18 protein-coding genes are annotated in these 20444 nt (G+C 65.0%); 12 read left to right on the top strand and 6 right to left on the bottom strand.

Annotated elements, in window-relative coordinates; translation table 11 throughout:
• Positions 1-142: 142 nt before the first annotated feature.
• Positions 143-1288: an acyl-CoA dehydrogenase family protein gene (locus tag G6N27_RS08145; RefSeq protein ID WP_163775878.1), complete on the top strand. Its 1146-nt coding sequence runs from the start codon at positions 143-145 to the stop codon at positions 1286-1288.
• Positions 1288-2547 carry an acyl-CoA dehydrogenase family protein gene (locus tag G6N27_RS08140; RefSeq protein WP_163775877.1) on the top strand — a complete coding sequence of 420 codons (1260 nt, stop codon included), beginning with the start codon at positions 1288-1290 and terminating at the stop codon, positions 2545-2547. The genes G6N27_RS08145 and G6N27_RS08140 overlap by 1 nt, the downstream gene beginning before the upstream one ends.
• Here the strand turns inward: G6N27_RS08140 and htpG are convergent.
• Positions 2544-4490 carry a molecular chaperone HtpG gene (gene htpG / locus G6N27_RS08135; protein WP_163775876.1) on the bottom strand — a complete coding sequence of 649 codons (1947 nt, stop codon included), beginning with the start codon at positions 4488-4490 and terminating at the stop codon, positions 2544-2546. The two genes, G6N27_RS08140 and htpG, sit on opposite strands and share 4 nt — an antisense overlap.
• Before the next feature lie 294 nt (positions 4491-4784).
• On the opposite strand from htpG, the gene G6N27_RS08130 reads away from it, so the two are divergent.
• The 9 genes from G6N27_RS08130 (at position 4785) to G6N27_RS08090 (ending at position 13921) form a co-directional block, all read left to right on the top strand.
• Complete coding sequence (locus G6N27_RS08130) at positions 4785-5648, top strand: mycofactocin-coupled SDR family oxidoreductase (protein WP_163775875.1); 864 nt, start codon at positions 4785-4787, stop codon at positions 5646-5648.
• Positions 5649-5889: 241 nt separating this feature from the next.
• Entirely contained in the window at positions 5890-6210 is a 321-nt protein-coding gene (locus tag G6N27_RS08125) for a DUF4286 family protein (RefSeq protein ID WP_163775874.1), read from the top strand.
• 32 nt (positions 6211-6242) lie between these two features.
• Positions 6243-7181 carry a thiamine pyrophosphate-dependent dehydrogenase E1 component subunit alpha gene (locus tag G6N27_RS08120; protein WP_163781515.1) on the top strand — a complete coding sequence of 313 codons (939 nt, stop codon included), beginning with the start codon at positions 6243-6245 and terminating at the stop codon, positions 7179-7181.
• Positions 7182-7185: 4 nt separating this feature from the next.
• The gene (locus G6N27_RS08115) at positions 7186-8184 is read left to right on the top strand and encodes an alpha-ketoacid dehydrogenase subunit beta (protein ID WP_163775873.1); all 999 of its coding nucleotides are present in this window, start codon (positions 7186-7188) and stop codon (positions 8182-8184) included.
• Complete coding sequence (locus G6N27_RS08110; RefSeq protein WP_163775872.1) at positions 8177-8413, top strand: lipoyl domain-containing protein; 237 nt, start codon at positions 8177-8179, stop codon at positions 8411-8413. The genes G6N27_RS08115 and G6N27_RS08110 overlap by 8 nt, the downstream gene beginning before the upstream one ends.
• Positions 8414-8448: 35 nt before the next feature.
• Positions 8449-9318, top strand: a complete 870-nt coding sequence (locus tag G6N27_RS08105) for an enoyl-CoA hydratase-related protein (RefSeq protein ID WP_163775871.1) — start codon at positions 8449-8451, stop codon at positions 9316-9318.
• Positions 9319-9320: 2 nt separating this feature from the next.
• Entirely contained in the window at positions 9321-10853 is a 1533-nt protein-coding gene (locus G6N27_RS08100) for an acyl-CoA synthetase (protein ID WP_163775870.1), read from the top strand.
• Positions 10854-10871: 18 nt separating this feature from the next.
• Positions 10872-12224 (top strand): aromatic ring-hydroxylating oxygenase subunit alpha, encoded by a 1353-nt coding sequence (locus G6N27_RS08095; RefSeq protein WP_163775869.1) that lies wholly within the window; start codon positions 10872-10874, stop codon positions 12222-12224.
• The gene (locus G6N27_RS08090) at positions 12221-13921 is read left to right on the top strand and encodes an FAD-binding protein (protein ID WP_163775868.1); all 1701 of its coding nucleotides are present in this window, start codon (positions 12221-12223) and stop codon (positions 13919-13921) included. The genes G6N27_RS08095 and G6N27_RS08090 overlap by 4 nt, the downstream gene beginning before the upstream one ends.
• Here the strand turns inward: G6N27_RS08090 and G6N27_RS08085 are convergent.
• The 5 genes from G6N27_RS08085 to G6N27_RS08065 all read right to left on the bottom strand — a co-directional run bounded on the left by G6N27_RS08085 (position 13918) and on the right by G6N27_RS08065 (position 18912).
• Complete coding sequence (locus G6N27_RS08085) at positions 13918-14766, bottom strand: enoyl-CoA hydratase-related protein (RefSeq protein WP_163775867.1); 849 nt, start codon at positions 14764-14766, stop codon at positions 13918-13920. The genes G6N27_RS08090 and G6N27_RS08085 overlap by 4 nt on opposite strands.
• A 29-nt stretch (positions 14767-14795) precedes the next feature.
• The gene (locus G6N27_RS08080; RefSeq protein WP_163775866.1) at positions 14796-15989 is read right to left on the bottom strand and encodes an amidohydrolase family protein; all 1194 of its coding nucleotides are present in this window, start codon (positions 15987-15989) and stop codon (positions 14796-14798) included.
• Positions 15990-16068: 79 nt separating this feature from the next.
• Entirely contained in the window at positions 16069-17106 is a 1038-nt protein-coding gene (locus G6N27_RS08075) for a hotdog fold thioesterase (protein ID WP_163775865.1), read from the bottom strand.
• A gap of 66 nt (positions 17107-17172) precedes the next feature.
• Positions 17173-17409, bottom strand: a complete 237-nt coding sequence (locus G6N27_RS08070; protein WP_163775864.1) for a hypothetical protein — start codon at positions 17407-17409, stop codon at positions 17173-17175.
• Positions 17410-17439: 30 nt separating this feature from the next.
• Positions 17440-18912 (bottom strand): MFS transporter, encoded by a 1473-nt coding sequence (locus tag G6N27_RS08065; protein WP_197746528.1) that lies wholly within the window; start codon positions 18910-18912, stop codon positions 17440-17442.
• Positions 18913-19212: 300 nt separating this feature from the next.
• Between G6N27_RS08065 and pstS the strand changes: the two genes are divergently transcribed.
• Positions 19213-20304, top strand: coding sequence for a phosphate ABC transporter substrate-binding protein PstS (gene pstS, locus G6N27_RS08060; RefSeq protein WP_163775863.1), 1092 nt, complete (start codon positions 19213-19215; stop codon positions 20302-20304).
• Positions 20305-20444 lie beyond the last annotated feature (140 nt).

Genomic DNA, 20444 nt, shown 5'->3' with positions numbered 1-20444 from the left:
CTCCGGTATCTCTTACTGTATTGCTCATTGCTACCATCGAAATCACCAGTGACCACGACTGGGACCGATTGGACGGATGGCCGGGACACTCCCCGGACTTCCTCGCCAACGGTAGGAAGGCCAGAGAGGTCTCAGCCAACGTATGACTGTCGTCGATTCCCCCGAAAAGATACTCTTCGCCTCCACCACCCAAGCATTTCTGCAAAAAGAGGTGCCGCTGAGTCGGGTCCGCGAGCTGCACACTCAAGGCGTTTCCTTCGAGCCGGCCTGGTGGCAGCGAGCGGCGGAACTCGGGTGGACGGCGCTGCTGGTCCCTGAGGAACTCGGCGGCGGCAGCGTCTCCGGCGACGGGGTGGCCGATCTGGCGATGGTCGCAGAACAACTCGGAAGAACAGTGGCGCCGGGCCCGCTGTATCCGGTCAGCACCGTGCTTGCGGCGCTGGTGGACAGCACCGATCCGCAGGCGCACGCGGAGACCATCGAATCGCTGATTGCCGGCGAAACCATCGCCTCGTGGGCGGTCTACGAGCCGGGGCACGGTTGGGCCCCGCACACACCGTCGACGACGGCGACGGCGACCGATTCCGGCTTCCGGATCGATGGCGTCAAAGACCGGGTGGAAGCGGGCGCCCAGAGCGACCTGCTGCTCGTCGTCGCGCACACCGACGACGGCGTGCGCCAATTCCTGGTCCCAGCCGACGCACCGGGTGTGCGCGTCGAGCCGCAGCAGTCGATCGATTTGGTGAAGCAGTACGCCCGTGTGCATTTCGACGGGGTGACCGTCGATGCGAGCGCGGCCGTCGACGGCAACGCCGCCGACGTCCTCGACCGGCAGAGCCAGATCGCCCAGATGCTGCAGTGTGCCGAGGTCGTCGGCATCCTGCAGACCGTGTTCGACTTCACCGTCGCGTGGGCGTTGGACCGGCACAGTTTCGGGCGTCCACTGGCGTCCTACCAGGCGCTCAAACACCGCTTCGCCGACATGAAGATGTGGCTCGAGGCGTGCCGTGCGACGACGGGCGCGGCGGTCGCGGCCATCTCGAGCCGATCACCGGATGCCAATCTGTCGGCCAGCATCGCCAAGTCCTACGTCGGCGAAATGGCGACCCAGATCATCCAGGACTGCGTGCAGATGCACGGCGGTATCGGTGTGACCTGGGAGCACGACCTACACGTGTATTTGCGACGGGCTGCGTTGTACCGGTCGATGTTCGGCACGCCAGAAGAACACAACGTGCGGGTCTATCAGCTGCAGGAGGCAGGACAGCCCGCGCCGAGGTCGGCGTGATGACCGAGGCAACCGGCACAGTTACCGACGTCGAATCCGTCGACGAGTTCCGGGCCCGGGCGCGTGCCTGGTTGGCCGAGAACATGCCTCCCATCGATCCGGCGCACCCACCGGCGGCGCATCGCGATGAGGAGCGCTGCTGGCTACGCGCTCGCGAGCTCCAAAAGCGGCTCTATGGAGGCGGATTCGCCGGGATCTGCTTTCCACGTGAATACGGCGGGCTGGGTCTGGATTACGAATACCAGAAGGCCTTCAACGAGGAAAGCCTCAGCTACGAGATGCCGCTGATCCTCAACACGCCGACGTTCACCATCTGCTGTGCGACGTTGCTGGACACTGCGAGCGAGGACATCAAGCGTCAGCACATCGGCGCCGCGTTGCGGGGCGACGAGATACTGGTACAGCTGTTGTCCGAGCCCAGTGGGGGATCGGATCTCGCGGGCGTGATCACCCGCGCCGAGCGCGTCGGCGACCGCTGGGTGCTCAACGGCGCAAAGACGTGGAGCACCAGTGCTTTTGCCGCCGACTACGGATTGTGCCTGGCGCGCACCAACTGGGATGTGCCTAAGCATGAGGGCCTGACCATGTTCCTGGTGCCGATCAAACATCCGGGGATCACGTTGCGGCACATCCAACTTCTCAACGGTACGAAGGAGTTCTGCGAGGAGTTCCTCGACGGGGTCGACGTGGGTGACGACGCGGTAGTTGGCGAGGTCAACGACGGGTGGTCGGTGGCGTCGCGTCAGCTCTACCATGAGCGGCGCGCGGTCGGGATGGGCTCGGAATTCGCCAGCGGCAGTGGCAGTGAGGGCGGACGATCGACGCCGGTGAACTATGCGCGGCTCGCCGCGGCGACCGGGCAGTCCGACAACGAGCGGGTGCAGCAGATCGCCGGGCGCGCACTGGTGCACCGCGCGGTCAGCGACCAACTGGGCGCGCACATCTTCCGCGGCGTGAACGACGGCTCGCTGCCGCCCGCCGCTGGAAGCCTGCTACGGCTGTTCCACGCCGAGACAGTGACGTTGGAGATCGACGCCGGACTGGCCATCACCGGAACCGCCGGAGTGGTCGGCGCCGAGGGCGAGGGCCTCGAGACCGGTGTGCGGTACTTGTCCCGCCAAACGGTCTGCATCGGCGGCGGCACCAGCGAATTGGCTCGCAACGTCATCGGCGAGCGGGTGCTGAACTTCCCGCGCGAGTACGCCGCCGACCGCGGCGTGCCGTTCAATCAGGTCAAGCACGGCCAAGCCGGCGGCTAAACCGTGCGTGCCAACCGGTTCGCCAGCAGGTCGGCGAAGCGAGCCGGATCTTCGGGTGCGTTGCCCTCGGCGAGAAGTGCCGCGCCGTAGAGCAACTCGGCGGTTTCACCATTCGTCGGGTCGTCGCCGCGCTCTTTGTGGGCCTGCTGCAGCCCGGTGATCAGTGGGTGGGTCGGGTTGAGTTCCAGCGTCCGCTTGCCGACCGGGACGTCCTGCCCGGTGGCCCGGTAGATACGGGCCAGCGACGGTGTCACACCGAAGGCGTCGGTGATCAGGCAGGCCGGCGAATCGGTGAGCCGGGTGGACAACCGGACTTCCTTGACGTGTTCGCCCAGCGTTTCGGTCAGCCACGCCAGCAGATCGGCGAACTCCTGCTCCTGTTCTTTGCGCTCGGCCTCATGCGCGGACTTCTCTTCCTCGGTGTCCAGGTCGACGTCGCCCATGGCCACCGACTGCAGTGGTTTGCCGTCGAACTCGGTCACCGATCCCAGCCAGATCTCGTCGACCGTGTCGGAAAGCAGCAGCACCTCATAGCCTTTGGCCTTGAACGCTTCCAGATGCGGGGTGCTGAGGATCTGCTGCGGTGATTCGCCGGTCGCGTAGAAGATCTGTCGTTGACCTTCTTTCATCCGCTCGACGTATCCGGCCAGGGTGGTCAGCTCGTCCTCGCTATGTGTCGAGGCGAACGAGGAGATCTCCAGCAAGGTCTCCTGGTTGTCGAAGTCGCGCATCAGGCCCTCTTTGAGCACCTTGCCGAATTCGCCCCAGAAGGTGCGGTAGTCCTCCGGCCGCTCGGACTGCAGATCCTTGATCGTCGAGAGGACCTTCTTGGTCAACCGGCGCCGGATCGCGTTGATCTGCCGATCCTGTTGCAGCATCTCGCGGGACACGTTCAGCGACAGGTCTTGGGCATCGACGACGCCCTTGACGAACCGCAGGTACCGGGGCATGAGCTGGTCGCAGTCGCCCATGATGAACACACGTTTGACGTACAGCTGCACACCGATGGACGCATCGGGCTCGTACAAGTCGAACGGGGCTCGGGTCGGAATGAACAGCAGGGCTTGGTATTCGAAGGTGCCCTCGGCCTTCATCGAGATAACTTCGAGCGGCTCGTCCCAGGCGTGTGCGATGTGCTTGTAGAACTCTTTGTACTCGTCGTCGGACACCTCGTCCTTGGGCTTGGCCCACAGCGCCTTGCCCGAGTTGAGCGTCTCGACTTCCCGGGTGACGGTGTCTTCGCCGCCGTTTTCGCCCGGTGTGGTCTTGTCGACCTCCATCCGGATCGGCCAGGCGATGAAGTCGGAGTACTTCTTGACCAGCGTCCGCAGCTTCCACTCCGAGGTGTAGTCGTGCAGCGCGTCCTCGGCGTCGGCGGGCTTGAGGTGCAGCGTGACCGACGTCCCCTGCGGAGCATCCTCGACCGTTTCAATCGTGTAGGTGCCGTCGCCGCTGGACTCCCATTTGATGGCCTCGCTGTCGCCGGCCTTATGGGTGAGCAGTTCGACCTTGTCGGCGACCATGAAGGTGGAGTAGAAGCCGATGCCGAACTGGCCGATCAGCTCCTCGGACACGGACGCGTTTTTAGCGTTCTGCGCCTCACGCAACTGCTGGCGCAGCTCGGCGGTGCCGGATTTGGCCAGCGTGCCGATCAGGTCGACGACCTCGGCGCGGGTCATGCCGATGCCGTTGTCGCGCACCGACAGGGTGCGGGCATCGTGGTCCACCACGATCTCGATGTGCAGATCGGACGTGAGAGTGTTGTCGGGGTCCAGATCCTTGTTACGGAACGCCTCGATCCGCAGCTTGTCCAGCGCGTCAGAGGCGTTCGAGATCAACTCCCGCAGAAACGAATCCTTATCGGAGTAAACGGAGTGGACCATCAGGTCCAGCAGCTGGCGGGCTTCGGCCTGAAACTCCAGGTGCTCGACACCGGTACTCATGACTGTGCGCTCCATGACATAGGAGATGAATCTACCGAAACACACATTGCCCCGGTGAGCCTGCCTGGGCGGGCGGTCCACCGTTTTCGGGTGTCTTTTCTATTTTAAGTAGTATAGATACTATAAAGATCAAGTAGCCCCTGTCCTGCAATGATGCAGCGTCGTGGAAGAGAAGCGATGGAGTCGAACGCTCGTCCGGTCCCTCTCGGCGGCCGCCTCGGCGCTCCTGCGCACACCGAATGGCTTGCATTCCAACGGAAGTCGCATTGTTGAGCGCATGAGGAGGAAGCGGCGATGAGCAGAGTGGCAGGCAAAGTAGCGGTGGTCAGCGGGGCCGCCCGCGGCCAGGGACGCTCACACGCCCGGGTGCTCGCCGCCGAAGGTGCCGACATCATCGCGATCGACCTGTGTGAAGACATCGACACCAACGAATATCCCCTCGCCCGGCCGGAAGACCTCGACGAGACCGCGCGACTCGTCGAGAAGGAGGGCCGGCGCGTCGTCACCGAGATCGCCGATGTGCGCGATCGCGCGGCGTTGTCCGCGGCGATCGACCGGGGTGTCGCCGAGCTCGGTCATCTCGACGTCGTGGTGGCCAACGCCGGCATCTGCCCGCTGACGGCGGGTCTGCCGCCCCAGGCGTTCGCCGATGCCGTCGACGTGGACCTGGGTGGCGTGCTCAACCTGGTGCACGCCAGCCTCAAGCATCTGGAGTCCGGCGCCTCGATCATCGTGATCGGGTCCAACGCTGCGTTCATGTCGTCGATGAACACCAGCGGCATCGACGGCGGACCCGGGGGAGCGGGCTATGCTTTCGCCAAAATCGCTGCGGCGCACTATGTCAACGACTTCGCCCGCGCGCTGGCGCCGTTCTCCATCCGGATGAACGCCGTGCATCCGACGAACGTCAATACCGACATGCTGCACAGCGCACCGATGTACCGCGCGTTCCGTCCCGACCTGAAGAACCCGACCCGCGAAGACGCCGAACCGGTGTTCCCGCTCGTGCAGGCCATGCCCATTCCCTACGTCGAGCCCGAGGACATCAGCGAGGCGGTGCTGTTTCTGGCCTCCGACGCCGCCCGATACATCACCGGTCAGCAGCTGCGCGTCGACGGTGGCGGTTTCCTGAAGGTCAAGCCATGGTCCGGCAGTTGAGCGGCACCACAAGCGAATTGGAGGAGTGGCGCAATGGCTGCCGCCGACGACGATGCAGAGCGTAGCGATGAGGAGGAGTGGCGCAATGGCTGCCGCCGACGACGATGCAGAGCGTAGCGATGAGGAGGAGTGGCGCAATGGCTGCCGCCGACGACGATGCAGAGCGTAGCGATGAGGAGGAGTGGCGCAATGGCTGCCGCCGACGACGATGCAGAGCGTAGCGATGAGGAGGAGTGGCGCAATGGCTAGGGGCATTATCTACCTGCAGACCATGCCGGTGTCGTCGGACCTTGAGGCGGAGTACCACTCGTGGTACAACGACACCCATCTAGCCGAGATCTGCTCGGTAGACGGCATCGTCTCGGCGCGCCGCTTCGCGCCAACCGACGGAGACGGTCCGTTCATCGCCATCTACGAGCTCGACTGCGACGACCTCGACGGGGTGGTCGCCAAGCTCGGCGAGCTCGGCGCCAGCGGCAAGATGTCGTCGTTGCAATATCTCAGTCTGGACCCGCCGCCAATTCCCAAGGTGTACCGGGAGATTGGGTCCTACACAAAGTGACTGAAGCGGTCCAGAAGCGTATTTATGCGTTGATGGTGCTGATGAAGGCGGCCGACGACCGGCTGTCCAAAGGCATCGGCACCGGCGAATTCATGTGCGTGTACTGGCCGTCCCGTGGGCAGGAGGCGATCGCCGCGGCGATGGGCGTCGCGCTGCGTCCCGACGATCAACTCGTCACCACCTACCGCGGGTTGCACGACCTGATCGGCAAAGGTGTGCCGCTCGAGGAGATCTACGGCGAGATGATGGGCCGCACCACCGGCGCCAGCCGCGGCAAGGGCGGCACCATGCACATCGCCAAACCGGACAAGGGAGTGATGCTGTCGACCGGCATCGTAGGTGCCGGACCGCCGGTGGCCGTGGGTCTGGCGATGTCGGCCAAACGCAAAGGCACAGACCGCGTCACGGTGGTCAGCTTCGGCGACGGCGCCACCAACACCGGGTCGTTTCACGAGGCGGCCAACATGGCGGCGCTGTGGGATTTGCCGGTGGTGTTCGTGTGTCAGAACAACCTCTATGCGGAGATGACGCCCACCAGCGACACCATGAAGATCGAGCACGTCGCCGACCGGGCGGCCGGCTACGGCATGCCCGGCGTGCGGGTCGACGGCAATGACCCGCTGGCGGTCAAAGACGCGCTGGACGAGGCGCTGCGACGGGCCCGCGACGGCGACGGTCCCACTTTCATCGAGTGTGTGACGTTCCGGTTCCGCGGCCACTACTTCGGCGACCGGATGCCCTACATCCCCAAGGAACAGCTGACCGCGGCGATGGACGCCGACCCGGTGCCGAAATTCCGGGCTCGTCTCGCCGAGGCGGGCATCTGCGACGAGGCCGAGCTGGACGCCATCGACCAGGACGCCCTGGCGACTGTGGAGGCAGCGCTGCAGACCGTGATGGCCTCGGATTCCCCGTCGGTCGACGAGCTCGACCGTGACGTGTACGCAACCCCGATCAAGTTCCCGGTGTAAAGCCATGGCAGACAAAGAGATGACGATGCGCGAGGCGCTGAACCTCGCGTTGGACCACGCGCTGCAGACCGACGACAGAGTATTTCTGCTCGGCGAGGACATCGCCGACCCCGGAGCGTCGGGTCCCACTGCGGGGTTGTCGACGAAGTACGGCCACGACCGAGTATTGGATACACCGATTTCGGAGGCGGCCATCGTCGGCGCGGCGATCGGCGCGGCCATCGACGGAATGCTGCCGGTGGCCGAGATCATGATCATGGATTTCATCGGCATCGCTGCCGACCAGCTGATCAACAACGCCGCCAAGCTGCGATTCATGACCGCCGGGCGCACCACGGCGCCGATCACCATCCGCACCCAGGTCTATGCCGGATTGGCCACGGGTGCAACGCATTCGCAGAGCCTGGAAGCGTGGTTCATGCACATTCCGGGCATGAAGGTGATCGTGCCGTCCACGCCGCGCGACGGCAAAGGCCTGCTGACGTCGGCGATCTTCGACGAAGACCCGTGTCTGTTCGTGGAAACGGTTCGGTTGCAGAGCAAGAAGGGGCCGGTTCCAGTCGACCCCGGCTTCGCGATTCCGTTGGGCGTTGCCGACATCAAGCGGCCGGGCGCCGACGTGAGCCTGATCAGCTATGGCCGCGCCGTGCACGACGCGCTAGCCGCCGCGGAGTCGCTGGCCGAACAAGGCGTCAGCGCGGAGGTCGTCGATCTGCGGACCCTGCTCCCACTCGACGTCGAGACGGTCATCGAGTCGGTGCGCCGGACCCGCCGGGCCGTGATCGTGCACGACGCGGTGCAATTCGCCGGACCGGGAGCGGAGGTCGCCGCGGTCTTGCAGGCCGAACTGTTCGGTGAGCTGGCCGCGCCGATCGAACGAGTGGGCGCCCGATTCGTGCCCAATCCCGCCGCGGCCGCACTGGAAGCGCAGGTATACCCGTCGCCGGCGCGGGTCGTCGCCGCCGCTCAGCGCACGCTGGCGAGAGCGGGATCCCATGGCTGACTTCATCATTCGCATACCGCGGGTATCGGTGGCCGTCGCCGAAGCCGAGCTCACCGACCTGCTCGTCGCTGCGGGGGAGCACGTCGACGAAGGCACACCGATCTTCGTGATCGCCACCGAGAAAGTGGAGCAGGAAATCGAAGCCGGCGCCTCGGGCACCGTGCAATGGACAGGTCAAGTTGGGACCACCTACGACATCGGCGCAGAAATCGGCGTCATCACTGCCTAGCGACATCACTTATTAGAGAGAGGGTACGAAAACAGATGGACCTCAACGAGACTCGTGAACGAATTATCTACCAAAAAGATGGGCCGATCGCCAAGATCACGCTCAACTGGCCGGAGAAGGCCAACGCTCAGGACCAGAAGCTGGCCGAGGAGGTCGACGCCGCGTTGCTGGATGCCGACCGCGACTACGACATCAAGGTCTTGGTGCTCAAGGCCAACGGCAAGGGCTTCTGCTCCGGGCATGCGATCGGCAACAACGCCGTCGACTATCCAGCGTTCGTCGAGGGCGCCCTGAAGATGGGACACCCTTGGAAACCGCAGAATGATCTGTTCGTCAAGCCGACCCTGAACCTGTGGGAGTTCTCCAAGCCGACCATCGCGCAGGTGCACGGCTACTGTGTGGGCGGCGGTACGCACATGGGCCTGACCACCGACATCGTCATCGCCTCCGAGGATGCCTACTTCTCCTACCCGCCGCTGCAAGGCTTTGGCATGCCCTCCGGCGAATGTTCCATCGAGCCTTGGGTGTTCATGAACTGGCGCCGCGCCGCCTACTACCTGTTCACCGCCGAGGTGATCGACGCCAAGAAGGCCCTTGAGGTCGGCCTCGTCAACGAGGTGGTCAAGCGGGAGGACCTCGACGCGCGCGTCGACGCGATCGCCCGCCACATCGCGCAGGCACCGTTGACCACGCTGATGCTCACCAAGGCCAACCTGAAGCGAGCCTGGGAGCTGATGGGCATGCGGGTGCACTGGCAGAGTTCCAACGACCTCGTCGCGCTCGCCTCGATCAGCAAGGATGTGCAGCAACTGATTCAGACCGTGTTCAAGGACAAGGTGCTGCCGTCCGAGCACGCCCGTAGGCAGGCCGCCGCTGCCGCGTCGAGCGACGGCGCCACCAGCTAGTCGTGAACATCGCCGACCACGCGATCAACGCCGGCCAGACGCCGGCGTTGATCATGTCCGACGGCGATGTGACCTCGTTCGGCGAGCTGTACACCAGAAGCCAACGGGTCGCCGCGGCGTTGCACGAAGCGGGGCTCCGCCGGGGCGACGGCGTGGCGCTGGTCCTGCCGAACCGGCCGGAGTTCTTTGAGATCACCTGGGGCGCCCAGCTTTCCGGGTTGTACTACACCGCGGTCAACACGCATTTCACCCCGGACGAAGTCGCCTACGTCATCGACGACTCGGACGCCAAGGCGGTGTTCGTCGACGCGTCGATGGCCGGCCTGGCGGCGCACCTGCGCGGCGCCAACGCCGGGGTCCACGTGCACATTGCGGTCGGCGGCAACCTGCCGGGTTGGCGGTCGTTCGACGCCGCGGTGGCGGCCGCGGGCCAAGCGCCGGAGCTGTCGGACGGCTCGGAGATGCTGTACTCGTCGGGCACCACCGGACGGCCCAAGGCCGTTCGCCGCGCGCTTCCGGCCGACGGCAACGGGTCGTGGGCGCAGTCGGTGCTGGAGTTGGCGCTGATCCACAAGTACGGCATGGATTCCGGCAGCGTGTACCTGTCGCCCGCTCCGATGTATCACGCGGCCGGGGTGAACTACACGATGGCGGTCAACCGGGTGGGCGCCGCGGCGATCATCATGCCCAAGTTCGACGCCGAAGCCGTGCTGCGCCTGATCGAGACATATCGGGTCACCCACGCCCAGTTCGTGCCGACGATGTTCGTGCGGATGCTGAAGTTGCCCGAGGCGGTGCGGCGGCGGTACGACGTGTCGAGCCTGGAGTGCGTGATCCACGCGGCCGCACCCTGCCCGGTCGACGTCAAGCAGCAGATGATGGACTGGTTCGGTCCGATCATCCACGAATACTATGGCGGCACTGAGGGGTTCGCGGGCACGACGATCGGGCCACGCGAGTGGCTGGCGCACCCCGGCTCGGTGGGCATCCCGATGTCGCCGGTTCACGTGGTCGGCGAAGACGGGGAGGAGGTCCCGGTCGGGCAGACCGGCGAGCTCTTCTTCGAAGGCGGACCGAAGTTCGAGTACTTTAAAGACCCCGACAAAACCGCGTCGGTCTCCAATCACCGCGGCTGGCGTTCGCTGGGCGACATGGGTTACGTCGACGAGGACGGCTACCTCTACCTCACCGACCGGTCGACGTTCATGATCGTCTCCGGCGGGGTGAACATTTATCCGCAAGAGGCGGAAAACCTGCTCACCATGCATCCCAAACTTGTTGACGCCGCGGTCTTCGGCGTCCCCAATGACGAGTTCGGCGAAGAGGTGAAGGCCGTCGTGGAGCCGGTCGACGGCATCGCAACCGGGCCGGACCTCGAAGCCGAGCTGATCGAATATTGCCGAACCCACCTCGCGGGCTACAAATGCCCGCGCACAATCGAATTCGACACCCTGCCGCGGGACCCGAACGGCAAGCTGTACAAGAGGCGGATCCGCGAACGCTACTGGCAAGGTCGGGCGTCCCGGATCGTATGAGGTGACAAGGACAGCGAGATGGTGAACCAGATACCGTGGGTGGTCGACACCCCGGACCGGATACCCAAGCAGCGGTATTACGACCCCGACTTCTATGCGATGGAAGCCGAGTTGTTCTGGCCGCGGGTCTGGCAGATGGCCTGCCGGCTGGAGGAGATCCCCAAGCCCGGCGACTTCGTCGAATACGAGATCCTCGATCAGTCGATCATCGTCGTGCGGGTCGACGCCGACACGGTGCGGGCGTATCAGAACGCGTGCCGCCATCGCGGCGTAAAACTCATTGAGGGCAACGGCTCTCTTCCTGGAGCCCGACGCACCTTCGTCTGCCCGTTCCACGGCTGGTGCTGGGGCATCGACGGGCGTAACACCTTTGTGTTGCGGCCGGAGGCGTTCGCCGAGCAGAACATGTCGCCCGACGAGCTGCAACTCGTCTCGGTCCGCTGCGAGCTGTGGGGCGGGTGCGCCTGGATCAACCTCGACGACGACGCCCCGCCGCTGCGTGACTGGATGGAGCCCTTCGCGTCGACCTACGACGCCTGGAAAGTCGAGTCGTTGCGGGTGGAGTGGTGGCAATCCTGCCGGCTGCCGGTCAACTGGAAGCTGGCGACGGCGGCGTTCATGGAGGGCTACCACGTGCCGCAGACCCATCCGCAGCTGCTGCCGTCGGCGCAGACCGGCAGCACGTCGGAAGCGGTGCACCCGGTGGTCGCGAGCAGTCTCTACTTCATGCGCACGCTGGGCGACGGCATGGGCGGCATGACGCACGAGAACGACATCCGCATCGCCGAAGGGCTGCAGACCATCACGTTGCCGTCGGATCCGGCGCAGGCACTGGCGGGTTGGCGCAGCGCGCTCAACGACGCGGTCGTCGGCTGGCATCGGGCGAGAGGCAGCGACATGCCCGATCTCAACGATCTCGTCCGCCGCGGGATCACCGATGCGATCGGGTTCGCCTTTCCGCACCACTTCATCCTGCCGACGTACAGCAGCGCGTCGTCGTACCGCATCCGGCCGCTGGGGCCCGAGGAGACGCTGTTCGAGATCTGGTCGTTGACCCGGATGCCGGCCGACCGATCCGCGGGGAAGCCGACGCCGCCGGAGCCGCGGCCGCCCGACGATCCGAGCTGGCCGCCGATCCCGGCTCAGGACTTCTCCAACCTGCCGAGGCAGCAAAAAGGACTGCACTCCAGAGGATTTGAGTACATGCGGCTGTCGGACCAGATCGAAGGGCTGATCTCGAACTTCGAACGCGTCGTCGACGGCTTCCTCGCCGGGTTGCCGTACGAGACCCTGGTGCCCGCGATCCAAAAGACCAACACCACGATCGACGTGCCGATCGTCGACCTCGGTCTGACCGCGGAGGCGCGATGAGCACGCAATGGGACCGATCCGTCGACCTGTTGATCGCCGGCAGCGGGGGCGGCGGCATGGTGGCCGGGCTCGCCGCGCTCGATTGCGGGCTGGAGCCGCTGGTGATCGAAAAGCAAGCGCTGGTGGGCGGATCGACGGGGCTCTCCGGTGGGATCGTCTGGCTGCCGAACAATCCGCTGATGCGGGCCGAGGGCGTCGCCGACTCGCACGAGGACGGCCTGGCCTACCTCGCCGACGTCGTCGGTGACATCGGTGCGCCGTCGTCACCCGAGCGTCGCGAGATGTTCCTCACCGCGGGCTACGAGATGATCAACTTCCTGGTCCGCAAAGGGGTTCAGCTGATCCGCTGTGACGGCTGGAGCGACTACTACCCGAATCACAAGGGCGGCAACGCATCCGGCCGGGCCATCGAGGGAATTCCGTTCGATGCGGCCGAGTTGGGCAGCTGGCATGACAAAGTCCAGCCGCCGCTGGCCAAGAACTACGGGTACGTGGTGTTGACCAACGAGCTCCGCTCCGTGCAGTACTACAACCGCGCGCCGCGCGCGTTCGCGGTCGCGACAAAGGTGTTCGCGCGCACCGCGGCGGCGCGCCTCCGCCGGCGCCAGATCCTCACCAACGGAGCGTCATTGATCGGTCAGATGCTCAAGGCGCTGATCAGTCTCAGCGGGGGCCAGCCACCGCTGTGGACCAACGCCGCGATGGACGACCTCATCGTCGACGACGGCCGCGTTGTCGGAGCACGCATCGTCCGCGACGGGGTGCCGATGAACATCGAAGCGCGCAGGGGAGTCCTGTTGGCGGCGGGCGGCTTCGGCCACAACGCCGACATGCGCCGTCGCTACAGCGGTGACCAGCCCAACGAGGCGCAGTGGTCGATCGCCAACGCCGGCGACACCGGCGAAGTGCTGCAAACCGCGATGCGGCTGGGCGCCAAGACCGATCTGCTGGACGAAGCATGGTGGCTGCCTTCGGTTTTCATCGCCAACGGTGGTGCGGTGGCCGCGTCGCTGGGCTCCGGACGGCAGCGCCCGGGGGCGATCTACGTCGACTCGACGGGCCGGCGGTTCTGCAACGAGTCCAACTCCTACGTCGAGGTCGGCAAGGCGATGTACGCCAACAAGGCCGTCCCGTGCTGGATGATTTTCGACGACGGTTACGTGCACCGATACGTCACCGGGACCAACCCGCTCAAACGCAATCAGAACCTGCCGCCCGCATTGATCGAGAGCGGCGCGGTCAAGCGCGGTCAGACGATCGCCGATCTCGCGGACCAAATCGACGTTTCCGCAGACAAACTCACGGACACCGTTGCCCGCTTCAATCGATTCGCCGCCAAAGGCCTCGATCCCGACTTCGGCCGCGGCCAGTCCGCCTACAACGACTGCCTCGGCGATCCCGGGTACCGGCCCAACGCCGCGATCGGCCCGCTGGACCGGGCGCCGTACTACGCGACCAGGGTGCTGCCCGCGGACGTTGGCACGTGCGGCGGCGTGATCACCAACGAGTACGCGCAGGTGCTCGACGAACACGACCGCGTGATCGAGGGCTTGTACGCGACGGGCAACACGACGGCGACCGTGATGGGCCGGACGTATCCGGGTGCCGGCGCCAGCATCGCGAGCTCAATGGTGTTCGGCTACGTGGCTGCACGCCACGCCGCCGGCCGTAAGTTGGCCGGCGAGATGAGCCGCTAGTCGGTTGTCGGGGTCGCCTCGTCGCGGCCGACGAAATCCCTTGGCTTCAATCCGGATTGCCTGAGTTGCGCTCTGCGCTCCTGAACGTCGGTGGCCGCGCCGACCATGTTGGTGAGGATGTGGCTGACCTGGAGATGCACCCGCATGCCCATCAACTCGTAGGCGCGCTTAACGCTGTTCTTCACCGCCATCGACGTCGTCAGCGGGACTTGCGCGATCTTGCGCGCCATCCCTTCGACGGTGTCCTCGAGGTCGTCTCGGGGTACCACTTTGTTGAGCAGCCCCCACTCGAGCGCTTCGGCCGCGGACAGCGTCGGCGCCAGCAGCAACCAGTCCATGGTGCGATGCCAGTTCATCAGCAGCCACGGCTCGATCATGGTGTGCCCACCGGGTTCACCGAGGCTCTGAGCAAGCGGCATCTGGAAATACGCGTCGTCGGAGGCCACGCAGAAGTCGGTCAGCAGGCCCAGATAGATGCCGCCGCCCATGCAGTAGCCATGAATCTGCGAGATGGTCGGCTTCGGGAATTCCCAGAGATACAGCGTCGGCCACAAAAACAGGTCGGCGGTGCCCTTGTAGAGATCCTCGAATGTGTCCCCGAAGTCCGGATAGGGATTTTCGTCGGGGCCCCAGCGCGCTACGTGCCCACCGCAGAAGCCTTTTCCGTTCGCCTTGATGATCACGACTTTGATGTCGCGGTCGCGGTCGGCCTCGTGCAGGCAGGCGTCGACCTCCTGCACGAGCGTCGCATCCTTGGTGTTGGCCTTGTCGGCCCGGTTCAGGATGATCCGCGCGATCGGTGGTTCGCGTTCGTAGATAACCGCTTCCAGGGTGCGCCGTTCCATCTGGCGACCCTATTACGGTGACCGGCGAATCAGGCCGAGACCGGCTTGGCGACCTTCATCAGCTTCATCAGGTTGCCGCCCATGATCTTGGCGACGTCCTCCTCGTCGAAGTCGGTGAGCTCGTCGACGAAGCTGATCGGATCCTTCAGGCCCTCAGGGTGCGGCCAGTCGGAGCCGAACAGCACCCGGTCGGTGCCGACCATGTTGACGATCTCGGTGAAGCGGTCCTCCCAGAACGGGGTGATGTAGACGCAGCGCTTGAACGCCTCGATCGGGTCCTCCAGGAAGGCCTGCGGCATCTTCTTGTAGACGCCCTTCAGCCCCTTGAACAGGTCCGGCACCCAGTCGGCGCCGTTCTCGATCGACAGGATCCGCAGCTCCGGGTTGCGCGACAGCGCGCCGTGGCACACCAGCGCGCCCATGGCGTCCAGGATCGGCCGGTGGCCCATCGCGAAGCTGCGGAACGGGGTCGGCTTGAACGGCAGGAACTCGTCGCCGGGCTCCCACACGTTGGCGAACTCGGAATAGCCGCTGTCCGAGGCGTGCATCGAGACCGGAATGTCGGCCTTGATGCAGGCCTGCCAGAACGGGTCGAACTCCTCGAGGCCGAACGATCGGCTGCCTTTGAAGCCGGGCACCGGCGCCGGGCGGACCAGCACGGTGCGGGCGCCGCGCTCCAGACACCATTCGAGTTCTTCGAGCGCGCGGTCGACGATGGGCAGCGTGATCACCGGCGTGGCGAAGATGCGGTCCTGATAGTTGAACGACCACTGCTCGTGCATCCACTGGTTGAGCGCGTGGATGACGTCGTGGGTCATCTCCGGGTCGTCCTTCATGCGCTCTTCGACCAGGCTGGCCAGAGTCGGGAACATCAGCGCGTAGTCGATACCGAGTTCGTCCATCACCTCGAGCCGGGCGGCCGGCTCGCGGAAGGCAGGGATGGATTTCATCGGCTCGCCGAGGATCTCGCGGTAGCTCTTGCCCTGGGCGCCGTTGCGGAAGTAGTCCTCCTGGGCGCCCGGCTTAGCGACGACCGAGAAGGTCGGGTTGGGAATGTATTCGCTGATGTGGCCGCGGACCACGATCTTGGTGCGGCCGCGGACCTCGACGTAGTCGATGACGCGCTTGCGGTTCTCCGGGAGGAACTTCGTCAGCGCCTCCTCCGACTCGTACATGTGGTTGTCGGCGTCGAACACCGGGAAGGAAAGTTCGCGTGACGGCATGGCGATCTCCTTGAAGTCTGGATTCTCACGAGGTGGTAATGACGTTACCACTTTCGCACTGCACGCCGTAACCGGTGGGCTACGCCGGCGGCCAGTCGGGGGGCAGCGTCGGGGTCGCGCCGTTGATGATGGCGAAGTTCACCGTGGCCGTGGCCAGCAGCGCGTCGTCGCCGTCACCGTCGCTGAGGACGTCGATCTGCATCACCATCGCGCGCCGGCCTTGGCGCAGCATCCTCGGGACCGCGTAGGCGGTGCCCTGCCGGATCGGCCGCAGGTAACGGATGTTCAGGTCGGCGGTCGTCATCGTGGTGCCGTCCTGCAAGTAGTCCAAGCCGAATTGACCGCCCGCGACGTCGACCAGCGTGGCGATCAAACCGCCCTGCAGGGCGCCGGACGTGTTGACGACCTGCGGGCTCACCGGGATCGTCATCGCGAATTCGCCCTGACGCGTGCCCGCGCGCATGCCGATCTGGTTGAACAGTTCGCCAAGCGTCGGCGTCTCCGGCTGGGCGCCGTCGTCGGTACCCAGCGCGCGGATGCAGAAGTCGTAGAGGTGCGCCGCATCGATTGGCGCGCCGGTCAATTCGGCTCCCAGCCAGTGCAGTCGCATGGCGCCCAAGATGGTCTGCATGATGATCGCCGCGGCCGGCCCGACATCGAGGTGAGGCCGGAAGACGCCTTCGCTGATGCCACGTTGGATGACATCGCGCATCAACTCGTGCAGCGGAAGGATGATCCGGGCGTAGTCGCGGGGCCTGGTCTCGGCCAGATGCTGGTTGTAGAGGTTCATCGCCCGGTTCAGGCTGTCCTGCGTGCTCGACTCGGGTTCGGCGCTGATCCGGTCGATGATCAGCTTGATCGCCGCGGTGCTATCCAGGTCCGCGGTCTCGGCCCGCCAGGCCTGTGTGGACTGGGCCATGGTCCGCTCGAGCAGAGCGATCAGCAGTTCGTCCTTGCTACTGAAATGTTGATAGAACGCGCGCAGCGACGTCTTGGATCGGGCGACGACTTCCTGCACGGTGAAGTCGGTGCGCCCGGTCTCGCCGAGGATCTCGACCGCGGTCTTGATGAAGCGCGCGTCGCGGGTCGTCGGTTCGGCTTCGTCTTCTTGTGCCATGCCGCCTCCTCGGTCGCCTGCTGATCAAGCAGTGAGAATGAGGTTACCGCGTCCGGCGCCGGATCGTCAGAAGGGCGGCGGCTCGTCATTGGCGACGATGGGCAGCGGTCGGGCCGCCTCCCGCGCTGCCCTGTTGCGCCGCCGTTGGGAGGCGATGTAGTCGGCGCGGTTCTGGGCGCGGGTGCGGCGGCGCTTGGGCATCATCGCGGATCGGTTCAGGTTCGATGCCTGCGTGTGTGCCCGGTCCTCCGCTCGGGCCGCCGCGCGCAGCCGCTCGAGGACAGGCGGCATCTGTTCGAACATAAGGTCGATTGTGCCAGCGCCCTCCGACAGTTACTTGCCGACTTCTTCGAGGTTCAGGCCCGCGGTCTCGATGCGGAAGAAGTACGTCACGACGGCACCGGCGAGGAAGCACACGACGAGACCCCACAGCAGCGCGGTGGTGCCGATGCTCTTCAGCAGGATGGGGAACAGAAACGCCGTCAGCACCGCCCCGATCTTGGCGAAGGACGCGGCAAAGCCTGCGCCCTTACCCCGCACCTCGGTGGGGAACACCTCGCCGGCCAGCAGATAGGTCATGGCGTTCGGTCCGAAGTTGACCATGAAGTAGAACAGCGTGAATCCGAGGAACAGCAGCCACATGACATTGCTGCCGTCCGATCGGATCGAGAGCCCGGACAACAGCAGGCCGACCGCGCAGCCGATGAAGCCCCAGATCTGCAACTTGATCCGGCCCACTCGGTCGACCAAGAAGATCGCGACGATGATGCCCAAGACGAACAGGGTGTCCATCATGGCCGACCCCTTGGCGCCCAGCATGTCGTTGTGAATGGTGTCGGCCAGCGCGTGCGACTTCGATTCCTTGCCGATGACCGCGGCCAGAATGGTCGGCGTGAAGATACCGATACCGTAGACGCCCAGGTCCTGCAGGAACCAGGGAACTGAGGCCAGGATCGTCGCGCGGCGGTTCCGCTTCTTGAACAACGCCAGGTAGGTACCGTGCTCTTCGGGGGCCTTGGCCTTCTCGGCCAGGTGTGCCAGCGATACGTTCTTGGGGTACTGCGGGTTGCGCTTGAGCAGTTTGGTGGTGGCCTTCTCGCCGTGCTCGATGCGGCCCTTGGACACCAGCCAGTGCGGGCTCTCTGTGACGTACAACCGCCCGATGACGACCAGGATCGCGGGCACGATCGCGGCTGCGTACATCATCCGCCACGCGCCCACGTCCGGGTTCGCGTACAGGATGCCGAAGCCCAACGCCGTGCCGAAGAAGGCGCCGACGGCCTGAAAAGCGAAGGCGCTCAGGACGAGTCGGCCGCGCATCGAGGTGGCGATGCTCTCCGAGATCACCATGTGCGCAGTCGGGTAGTCGCAGCCCAGCGCGATGCCCGCGCCGAACAGACAGACGACCAGCGTGATGAAGTTGGGCGCGAACGTCAGCGCCACCAGGAAGACCGCGAAGATGACCATCTCCACGATGAACATCAGCCTGCGGCCGTGGCTGTCGGCAAGTCCACCAAGTGCGGTGGCGCCGACCAGGATACCCGCCAGCGATGCTGCGGTCACCATGCCCTTGTCGGCAGCGTTCAGGTGGAACTGGATCGAGATCAGCGGCAGGGCAACCCCGGTCATGAACACGACCATGCCCTCGAAGAACTTGCCCGCACAGGCCAGCGCCCAGATGCGAAATTGCATGGCGGTCATCGGCATCGACTTCAATGCCGTGCCATCGGGCCATTGCGGCAACTCGTCGATGTACTCCTGCACCGTCTTGCCGGTGGTCTGCCGTGTGTCGAGCGTGTCAGTCATGTCACCTCTCCGGTGCAGTGAATTCGGCGCGCGTTGCCGGCGTAGACAAACCGTCGGCGAGCGCCAACGTCGCAGACGCTAAGTCAGATAGCTGAACGTGCGCTGACTGCCGGATGAATTCAGCGAATGCACCGGTCCGGTGATTATCTGACGCGCAGCGCGTCTTCACCTGTTGTTCGCTTGTGGATCGATCGCATTTCGATTTCGGTGACCTTTAATGTTCGCTGACGTGCTCGACCGGGCGCGCGGCGGTGCTGCGCGCCGATGTGCGGCTGAACAGTTGTTCTCGAGGAGGCAGACATGAAGCAGCGCAACGGATCCCGGTCCCTCGTCGGCTTGCTCGCCGCAGCCGTGCTCACCCTATCGGGATGTACGCACCTGGACACGCCGCCCTCCTACGCAAAGGGCGTCCACGTCGATTGCGGAGGAAAGCAGGACCTCACCGGCAGCGGTTCGACCGCGCAAGCCAATGCGATGACCCACTTCATCACGAGCTACGAAGAATCTTGCTCGGGAAAGCAACTCGCGTACACGGCCAGCGGCTCAGGAGCCGGCGTCGCGGACTTCCTCGCCGGCAAGACCGACTTCGGCGGTTCGGACTCACCGCTGAGCAGTGACGAGCACAAGGCCGCGCAGCAGCGTTGCGGCGGAGCGGACGCGTGGGACTTACCCGTCGTCTTCGGGCCGATAGCGATCACCTTCAACGTCAAGTCGACCGACGTCCTCACACTCGACGCAGCCACTCTCGCAAAGATTTTCAGCGGCGCCGTCACGCGCTGGGATGACCCGGCGATCACGGCGCTGAACGGGAAGATGCCCGCCGAGGCCATTCACGTCATATACCGCGGCGACGCGTCGGGAACCACCGACAACTTCCAGCAGTACCTGCAAGCCGCCGCCGACGGCTTGTGGACCAAGGGCGCAGGAAAGGTTTTCAACGGAGGGGCCGGGACCTCGGCGCAAGGCAACGAAGGCACCGCGGAGGCGGTGAAGAACACCGAAGGAGCGATCAGCTACAACGAGTGGTCCTACGCCATGAGACAGCACCTCGATGTCGCCGGTATTCAGACCGCGGGCGGAGTCGTTCACATCGGCAACGACTGGGTCGGCAAGACCATCTCGAATGTCACCATCAAAGGTGCGGGTGACGATCTGGTGCTTGACCTTTCGAAGGTGTACGCCGCGACGACCCCTGGGGCGTACCCCATTCTGTTGGCCAGCTATGAGCTGGTCTGCGGCAAGTACCCCGACGCACAGGCCGGTAAGGCGGTGCGGGCGTTCATGCAGTCGACCGTCACCGACGGACAGCAGGGCCTCGCGCCGCTGGGATACATCCCGCTGCCGTCCGACTTTCAGAACAGAGTCGCCGCCGCCGTCAACAGCATCAGCTAGGACGTCGGCACCGACGGTTTCGGCAGCGCCGAATTGGATCCGAACGACGGTGCGTTTGGACCACGGCGTGCCCGACGTCCCCACTCGCGGTCGGACCTGTTGACCAAGTCCAAAAGAACGGGTAAGGGTTGCGAATGATG

Origin of the sequence: Mycobacterium cookii (assembly GCF_010727945.1) — a bacterium.
In the GTDB taxonomy this organism is placed as follows: domain Bacteria; phylum Actinomycetota; class Actinomycetes; order Mycobacteriales; family Mycobacteriaceae; genus Mycobacterium; species Mycobacterium cookii.
This window is presented reverse-complemented; position numbering and strand designations above follow the sequence as displayed.